The following is an 8311-nucleotide window of genomic DNA, read 5'->3' on the forward strand; positions in this document are numbered from 1 at the left end:
ATGAATATCCACGTATGTAATTATGACCCCATTTCATTGGGGGTTGCCAAAATGAGAGCTACCGAGCTTAAGTTTCAGTTAGAATCACTTTGTGATGAATTTGAGATCGCCGGTTCGGTAAGACGCAAGCAGCCGTATGTAAAGGATATCGAAATTGTATGTGTACCTAAGCATAAAGAAGTCAACATTCTGGTTGATTTATTTCCTAAAAAATTCATGAGAAATCAAGTTATAGACTGGATTGAAGATAATGCCGATAGAAGTTTGTACGTATTGAAAGGCGGCCCAAAGTACTATCAGTTTGTGTACCAAAACGGGGTAACAGTAGACCTGTTTATGACTACCGTCGAAGAATTTGGCCGAATGTTAGCGATCCGTACCGGCCCCGAAAATTACAGTAAAAAGATGGCTGCCCGATGGGTAGATCTTGGATACCACGGCATAGATGGCAAACTGATCCACGGAAAAACAGGAGAGCAAGCAGGGCCATTCCGGACAGAACTCGAATTCTTTGAATTCCTGGGATGGAACTACGTAAAACCGGAGGCGCGAAAATGAATCCGGAATACGATCTAATCATAGAACCAAGCCCATTATTTATTCGGCTTATTGTGGCCATAGTAATTTTGCTTGTATTTATTGCAACCTTTGTGGTCCTTGATTTTGAATTATCTACCAAGAAAGCTAATACCACCGGTGAAGTGGTGGGGAAAACCTTACAGGCCCCAAAAAAGTCCGGCGATTTCCCGCATATCCTCATTCTAAAAAAAGGCAGCGCTATTTACCACATTCGCGTTCCTAAAGATTATTACAACACCATTGAACCAGGGGCAATCCTCTTGCTTGTGGAAGAAAGAACCCGTTTTACTGACCAGGTGATAGGGTGTTGGTTATTTGATGGAATGTTCCCTTTAACGCAGGTCTCTAAGACCTCATTTGTACCCCGAAAAAACAACCGTCCGGTTCTGAACAGCCGGGCGGTTTTAAACCCACAGATCCATGAGTAACAGTATAGCCTATATAGACAGCAACCTATTAGCTGCCGTTGTACGCGCAGCTCAAAAGCGATTTGGAATCACTCAAATAGGTTTAATTATGCTCCAAAACCATAAAAAAACCTATAAGAAGGCAGGAATAGAAGTAGCAAGTGATGTACTCGATTTTGTGATTTTCGATGCCGGCCTGCACAAAATCGGAGTGATCAAACGCTCTGATATCAAAAAAGAAACGACCAAACAAACCCCAACCGCATGAACCAATACTATACCTATATGACCATTGAGGGGATAAGCTCCCTGCTTGAAGTGCATTATGAATATTCCGGAGATACCTGGATCAATGTGTACAATTGGTTTGACCGGCAAGGCGATTCTCCCGACCTGACCAATGAACAAATTCAGTTGATTGCCAACGATATACGGCAATTTGAACATCAACGGCCATTGGGCGTTCCAGCCCAGGAGAATTTGAGACTTCAGTTTGAGGGGTTAGCAGCATGACTGTTCAAGAACAACAAATAGATCTGTTAGCCATCGCCTCATTTTTGGTTCAGGCTGAGAAACTGGATGAAGTGATTGAGATTGCTCAGGGCTCAAATGATCCCAATGAAATAACCTTTGGAGAGTTGGCCACGCTCATGAAAGCGGTAAAGCAAAGGGTAGAGGTTATTGAAACAAATTGGATGTTGCGGCTTCAAGCGGCCATTCAAAAAGAACGTTCTGGCAAGGACGAAACATCACCTAATACTAATCAAGGTGAGTTGATTAACACTGAACCGGAGGCCGTAAAGGCTTCCGGTTTTTAATCCGAAAACCACTGAACAATGAAAGACACATTCTACCTAATCGTCAGCAATAGCAAAGTGGAGCGCATGGTAAAAACCCACCGCGCAGCTAAAGATCTGAATCGGGGTGAAATTCCGGTGAAAGTGAATTTGGAAATTCCAGACACTAACTGGAAGCCGCCATACCTGGAAAAAGATATTGTAGTGAACCGATGGGATGAAGGTATTGATGTAGAGGACGTGAATTTTGATGGACAATATGTAACCGAGGAAGAGGCGGATATGATTCGTCAACACCGTATTCAGAAGATGAAAGAGATCCTGGAGCAGCAAGGCTTCACCGTAGCAAAATTGGAGGACTAAGGATGCTTAAAGCAAAATCATTGCGAATTGATATCAGGGCGTTACATAAAGCACGGCGTAAGCTGCAAGCAAAATTCCCACTGGATATGACAGACCGTAAAGTATTGCTCGATCTACTGCAGGATCTAAAAGCCTATAAGTATGAAACTATTTCCGGTGAAGTGTGGGACAAGATGAAGAATCAAGCTGCTTCTCATGTATGGAATGTGCTCAATAGTGAAATGGAGATCAGTGATGAAGAACGGTTCTATTTGATCGAGGTAATCAATAACAGTGAGGGCCTCTTTTATCCTTCCAGAATTCAGCGAAGTATGCATGAACAGCATTTGTCAATGATCCCCGATATAGACCCAATTCATGAAGCCGGCCAGCATACCGAAATCGCAAATATGATCCGCCAATACGAAATGAGGTATTGTAAGTGATAGCAATGATAAATCCCTGATTTTATATCAATGCTCACCCTTTCTGAATTCAAGATCTTTGCTCTACGGCCAAATATGAAAGCCGAATTTTGCCCTCTAAGGACTTTAAACCCTGATTTGGGTATAAATGCCCTAATCATCAATAACCAATCATAAATCCAAAGCCATGGCTAAGAAAAAACAATCAGCAAAACTAAGTCGCAACGTATGCTTTGTAGATGCAGGCGGCAATAAGTACGCGGCAATTATAACAGCGGGAAATGATGAACGAACTCATTTGTCTGTATTCTATCCTGGTAAAAACCAAGCCGTTCCCAAAACCGTGCCTCACTACAACTATGCAGAGGAAGGACAGGAGCACTGGACGGTTTCATAACCAATCCCAATAAGCAGCGGCGGTATATAAGAAATTGCCCCGCTGCCTTTCTATCCGGTAAAGTCATTTAAAAATAAACCAATCGCGATCAGCGATTGACCTTAACTAAAAGTAAGCCCAAAAGAACCCGTAAAGCCCCCGCACCCCCAAAAGAGTTCAAACATTACGGGCAAAAAAGCTGGCGCGAACGGGGTGAAAATCAACCACCAATTTTAAATACGCAGTACCTTGACCTCAACCCGATTGCAACGCATACTTGATGAAATTCACGCCCTTGGTTTAAAGGTTGATCACCGCCAAGGCTATGTTCAAACTCAATGCCCTTGCCATGATGATAACAATCCATCGGTAACCTGGAAGGAACAGGATTCCGGAAAGATCACCGTTCAATGCCATGCCGGTTGTGAGGCCGGTGATATTTTGAAAGCCCTGGGATTAAATTTTGGTGTCTTGTATCCGGAGGATCAACGGAAAACCGGCAAAAAACAGCAGTCCCGGATTGTGGCCACCTATCCATACCGGGATGAAAAAGATAATGTACTGTTTGAGGCCGTGCGCTTTCATCCGAAAAAGTTCAGGCAACGGGTACAACAGAAAGATGGATCTTATTCATGGAGTTTAAAAGGTGTTCGCCGAGTGATCTATAATCTTCCGGAAGTGATAGAAGCAGTAAAAGAAGGCAAACCCATATTTCTATGTGAAGGGGAAAAGGATGTTGAAGCTCTGGGCAATCGGGATTTGGTAGCAACCACTGTTCCAATGGGAGCAGGGAAATGGCTGGACTCGTATAATGAGTTTTTCAAAGGAGCCGATGTAATTATTCTTCCGGATAATGATGATCCGGGACGGGAACATGCGGTCAATGTAACCGAGAACATAATTGGCATTGCCAAAACCGTCCGGATCTTGCAGCTTCCGGGACTCAAAAATAAACAGGACGTTTCTGATTGGCTTATGGACGGTGGAACCAAAGATGAACTCCTGGAACTGGCTTTCAATACCGATGAACTTTCCTCCAAAGATGATGCCCTGGCAGTAGTTGGGATGGAAGGGGAGCAGGCGTTAGATGATAGCGTTCGAAATCTGAATAATTATTTCTTTGAGGAAGATCATAAGATCTATGCAATGACCGATGATCAACGATTGGTTGCCGATTTTGCCATAGATATCAATTCCATTGTAAAAGACGACCGCCAAGGCCGTATCTTTTATATCAACATACGTGAGCGGTTGCGGGGTAAACTTCGCAAAACAGATACCATTGAAGTGCTTCCGGAAAGTCTGGATGATGTTCGGAGCTTCTATAAAGCCATCCGGCCCTATACCATGGGAGAGATCATCCAAAAGAGCCGTGATCATGTGAAGCCCCTTTCCATATTCAAATGGCTGCTAAGTGAATTTGATAAACCTATTGTACGCCGGCCCGATCACGTAGGTTTTATTCAATCCAAGGATCACAACCCCCGGCCGTATTGGTTATTCGGGAATGCCCTGATCTGTCCGCCATTCAAAGAGGAACCGGCTAAAGTCATTGGTCCAAATGAAGCAGAAGAATTTATCGTGGATGAACATACCGGTTTCTCTCTTCCTCTGTATGAATCGCCCAAAGAAAAAGAACAGTTGGTCCCTATGATCAAAACCGATCTGGACAACGCCGGGGAATTCCTGGGAGAAGTGAAAGGGAAGCTGCTGCAGCTGATTGGTGGTGGTGATCCTTCCGGACGGGCCAAGAATTACGCCAAGATCTTGTTAGCCTATGTAGTCTATCACCTATACGAAAAGCAACTCTATTACGCCAACGATATGAATGGGCATACAGTAATGCTTTATGTCTATGGACCGAAAGGAACGGGGAAAACCACTTATTTCAACACATTCTTAAGGGCATTTTTCGGACTTCATAAAACCAAAGAGCTAAAAGGGAACTCAGTAACCATTGCGGCCATCGAGAACCAAATGGGACACTTCTCGCAACTGCCGGTTTGCTATGATGAATACAATCCCGAAATATCGAATGCCAGTAAATCCGGAATCGACTATCAGAATATAAATGGGTACTACCATAAGACCAGCCGGACGGTTTCCGATGTGGACAGGGCCGGAAGGAATAAATTCACACCCATCCGCAGTACACTTAGTTTAACGTCAAACTTTCGTATCAACCTGGATGTAGATCAAGCCGATGCCACGGAAAGCCGTGTGATCTATTTTGAGTATAAAAAAGAGTATCGATCAAATGATAATGAACTGTTCGAGTGGTTTGAAAACAACCTGGACAGCCTTAGCAGGATCACAACCTATATACTAACCAACCAAACCGATGAAAAGAGGGATCAGCTGAAAAAGAATGTCCGTAGCCTATATACTGATCTCAAAGACCGGCTTGATAAAATAGTAGAAGCAGATCCTAAAAAATATGTAGCTGAACACCGGCTCACAGATAATTACACCCGGCTTTTGGGCTGTTACGAACTCATTTTCGGGGAAGATCCGGTTTTCAGAAAGTTTGTGGAAAGTGAACTGCTTACCAGGTTTGCAGCGGCCAAAGAAAATGAGCAGGAAAATGCAGTTCTCAGTCAGTTGGCTTATATGGCATCCAGTGGACGGATCAAACATGTGTGGCACTACTTTTATAACAACAACAGTAATGAGCTATACATCAATCTCGGGCAGATCTATGAATCTTATGTAGAATTTAAACGGGATAAAGCGGTCAGTAATGGCCAGTTCAAGGATATCCTTACCGAATACTTAATTGAATGCGGTGGCTACGAGAAAGGAACCAAGAAATGGTACGGTAAATATTTTGATCGCCATAACGATGTTGTGGAAGTAAATAAAGCCATGCATAGCTATATCATCCGGTATGATCAGTTGGACGAAACAAACCAACTTAAAGACATATTTATGGTTCCCCAGGAGAGTTGGGAAGCCGTCCGGAAAGCTACTGAAAGCCCAAAGCTATACGATAACTTACAGAACTTAGATAATGAGGAAGATATCCCGTTTTAGCTAAAAAATTTTACCATGATTTTCTCACGCAGAACAAATAACACTGAAAAATGAATAATTTTCTAACCATGCCTTTTTTAACAATATCTAAGTACATGTTTTTAAATAAATATTTCTTGGTTAGATGTATGGTTAGAAAAGGGTTAGAAAGTGGTTAGAACAAGGTTAGACGGTCTGAATTTGGTTAGAAATCAAAAGGCATTTCTAACCATAATTCTAACCATAAATAAGGCAATATTAACAAATACTTAAGAAAAATGGTTAGAAGGTTAGATTTTAAAACCGCCCCAAGTTATTCTGCAGGATTTTCCCGAAAAATGAGATACTGTATGTAATATGTGCTTTAAAATAATAAGGAAGAGTATTAATCAACCGTTATCCCAAACCCCAACCTCTCAAATACAATAAACACCCAATGGCCACAAAAGACGATTTCACATTTGAAGAACTGGACAGACTATCATTAATGACAATCACTCAAGCCCAGGTATATGTAGAATACCGTATTGGGATGAAAAGCAGCCTGTTCTATGATTGCATTCGCCCATTGCTCAATCCCAAGCCCAGGGCCATTAACTTCCGGAAAAAACGGCGAAGTCTGCTTACGGTGAAAAAAGAGGAAGTAGATCAGATCATTCAAAAAATGGTGGAGAAATAAGTTATGCCCAGGAATATGAGTTTTGCTTTAACTACCCGTCAAATAAAGAACCGGCAGAAAACCGTAACCCGCCGGTTCGGGTGGTGGTTTTTAAAGCCCGGTGATATTGTCAATGCCTGTGAGAAATGCATGGGATTGAGAAAAGGGGAGAAGGTAAATAAGCTCTGCCGGATCCGGATCACCGATGTTCGGAAAGAACCGTTGAATGCCATAACCAAAGGAGATTGCATCGCAGAAGGTTTCCCGGACTATGAACCGGCCGACTTTGTAGCCATGCTTACCGATCACTATGGCTGTGAGGCTACAGAGCCGGTGAATAGGATAGAGTTTGTGTATGTAAGTTAAGAATGTAATAGAGAGTATAGCTCAAAACTCTCTACACTGAGATTTCTCACTTTTTTCAAAAAGCCTTTTTCTTAGCTGTTTGTGCCAAATATCCTGGGGATGTCTGGGTAAATCATATGTTTGATAGATCGTAATATTCATCTTCACGAAGTCACTATGAACTTGAAGCTCCGTTTTTTCAAGTTCCTCTATGCAATTTTGCAATGTGGTAATAAAAGTAGGTATGATTTTTCGACCTGCTGTTAAAAATTTTTGGCCCTCTAAGTTGCAGTACACGTATTTCCCTTGTCCATTTATATAGGCTGCTTTCATTGCCATTTCGTATACCATCAAAACTCTCCTGACTCATAAACCTCCCATAATTCGTTGCCTTCAAAGTTCAGAATATGTTCAGGAATCTTTTCCGGACCTGAACTGCCATCAATATTAATTTGCTGCTCAGGCTGTTCTTTTATACCAAATATTCTCTTTAAGATATTTTATCCAAGATTAGAACTATGAGATTTACAATTGTCAAAAAGGTTATAGCTATAGTTAAATTCTTCATTTGAGCAGTTAGTTTAACAATTCTATCATTTGTTTCTTGATTCTCACGACGTTGAATTTCGTCAGCCAAAAAACTAAGACCAGCTCGTGTTGACGTAGCTATTTTGTCATACTCCTCAATCAATTCTTTTTTTGTTAATTTCCGTAGTTCTTGAAATGATCTTGCCATGATATTTTATCAATTAATTAAAAAGCCTAAAAACCCGGCAAATAAGCGGCGCGGAAATTGTAGACTATTTTAAAACTCAAGAGTAAATTTATAAAAAATAACTCTATTAAGACCTGTCTGCATCCGCTTAATTTGCCTTGTTATGTTATTTTTTTAAATATTTATTTTATCAAGATAAATCTTTTGGTTTCTACATGATTGCCTGCTTGGATACGGTAAATGTAGAGACCGGAGGCAAGGTTTGATGCATCGAAAGTTACTTTATGTAACCCGGCTGATTTTCTTTCGTCAAGCAGAGTGGCAACTTTTTGACCTTTAATGTTGAATACTTCCAATTTTACAAAACCACTTGCGGGCAATCCATATTGTATATGGGTGATGGGGTTAAAGGGATTGGGATAATTTTGAGAAAGATTAAATTGCAATGGTGTTTCAAAATCTATTGCATTTGAAGTATTTTTCGGTTGGGAATTTGATACATGAAAAATAGGTGAATAGAAGTCACCGCTGGTAAGGAATTTGACCTGATCAAAATTGAAGTTTGAACTCGGCTGTGTCAGCCAGTAAGAGGCTTTTGCATCGGTGACGTTATTCCAATTTTTATCCCGGAAACTGTCTCCGTCAGACAATAAAA

General features: G+C 41.4%; 14 protein-coding genes. 11 read left to right on the forward strand and 3 right to left on the reverse strand.

From position 1 onward, the window contains the following. From B151_RS0103535 to B151_RS0103585, 11 genes are all read left to right on the forward strand, one after another. The gene (locus B151_RS0103535; RefSeq protein WP_020402222.1) at positions 1–558 is read left to right on the forward strand and encodes a nucleotidyltransferase family protein; all 558 of its coding nucleotides are present in this window, start codon (positions 1–3) and stop codon (positions 556–558) included. Further along, a complete protein-coding gene (locus B151_RS0103540) occupies positions 525–1007 on the forward strand; it encodes a hypothetical protein (RefSeq protein ID WP_157470661.1) in 483 nt (160 codons plus the stop codon). Before B151_RS0103535 ends, B151_RS0103540 begins: the two co-directional genes overlap by 34 nt. Beyond that, positions 1000–1254 carry a hypothetical protein gene (locus B151_RS0103545; protein ID WP_020402224.1) on the forward strand — a complete coding sequence of 85 codons (255 nt, stop codon included), beginning with the start codon at positions 1000–1002 and terminating at the stop codon, positions 1252–1254. The genes B151_RS0103540 and B151_RS0103545 overlap by 8 nt, the downstream gene beginning before the upstream one ends. Next, positions 1251–1499 carry a hypothetical protein gene (locus B151_RS0103550; protein WP_020402225.1) on the forward strand — a complete coding sequence of 83 codons (249 nt, stop codon included), beginning with the start codon at positions 1251–1253 and terminating at the stop codon, positions 1497–1499. Before B151_RS0103545 ends, B151_RS0103550 begins: the two co-directional genes overlap by 4 nt. Further along, positions 1496–1804 carry a hypothetical protein gene (locus B151_RS0103555; RefSeq protein ID WP_020402226.1) on the forward strand — a complete coding sequence of 103 codons (309 nt, stop codon included), beginning with the start codon at positions 1496–1498 and terminating at the stop codon, positions 1802–1804. Before B151_RS0103550 ends, B151_RS0103555 begins: the two co-directional genes overlap by 4 nt. A gap of 18 nt (positions 1805–1822) precedes the next feature. Then, complete coding sequence (locus B151_RS0103560) at positions 1823–2146, forward strand: hypothetical protein (protein ID WP_020402227.1); 324 nt, start codon at positions 1823–1825, stop codon at positions 2144–2146. 2 nt (positions 2147–2148) lie between these two features. Then, positions 2149–2571, forward strand: coding sequence for a hypothetical protein (locus B151_RS0103565; protein ID WP_020402228.1), 423 nt, complete (start codon positions 2149–2151; stop codon positions 2569–2571). A 166-nt stretch (positions 2572–2737) separates the two neighbouring features. Then, positions 2738–2947 carry a hypothetical protein gene (locus B151_RS0103570; protein WP_020402229.1) on the forward strand — a complete coding sequence of 70 codons (210 nt, stop codon included), beginning with the start codon at positions 2738–2740 and terminating at the stop codon, positions 2945–2947. A 228-nt stretch (positions 2948–3175) separates the two neighbouring features. Continuing rightward, the gene (locus B151_RS19345) at positions 3176–5959 is read left to right on the forward strand and encodes a hypothetical protein (protein WP_020402230.1); all 2784 of its coding nucleotides are present in this window, start codon (positions 3176–3178) and stop codon (positions 5957–5959) included. A 415-nt stretch (positions 5960–6374) separates the two neighbouring features. Then, positions 6375–6617, forward strand: a complete 243-nt coding sequence (locus B151_RS0103580; RefSeq protein ID WP_020402231.1) for a hypothetical protein — start codon at positions 6375–6377, stop codon at positions 6615–6617. Between the two features lie 15 nt (positions 6618–6632). Further along, on the forward strand, positions 6633–6962 hold the full coding sequence (locus tag B151_RS0103585) for an ASCH domain-containing protein (RefSeq protein WP_020402232.1): 330 nt from the start codon (positions 6633–6635) through the stop codon (positions 6960–6962). A 21-nt stretch (positions 6963–6983) separates the two neighbouring features. On the opposite strand, the gene B151_RS20245 is transcribed toward B151_RS0103585, so the two are convergent. The 3 genes from B151_RS20245 to B151_RS19350 form a co-directional block, all read right to left on the reverse strand. Beyond that, positions 6984–7274, reverse strand: coding sequence for a hypothetical protein (locus tag B151_RS20245; RefSeq protein WP_157470663.1), 291 nt, complete (start codon positions 7272–7274; stop codon positions 6984–6986). A 157-nt stretch (positions 7275–7431) separates the two neighbouring features. Continuing rightward, positions 7432–7677, reverse strand: a complete 246-nt coding sequence (locus B151_RS0103595) for a hypothetical protein (RefSeq protein ID WP_020402234.1) — start codon at positions 7675–7677, stop codon at positions 7432–7434. 161 nt (positions 7678–7838) lie between these two features. After that, positions 7839–8311, reverse strand: a 473-nt coding sequence (locus B151_RS19350; protein WP_342665922.1) for a T9SS type A sorting domain-containing protein, incomplete at its 5' end; no start/stop codon positions are given.

This window comes from Gracilimonas tropica DSM 19535 (genome assembly GCF_000375425.1).
Taxonomy (GTDB): domain Bacteria; phylum Bacteroidota; class Rhodothermia; order Balneolales; family Balneolaceae; genus Gracilimonas; species Gracilimonas tropica.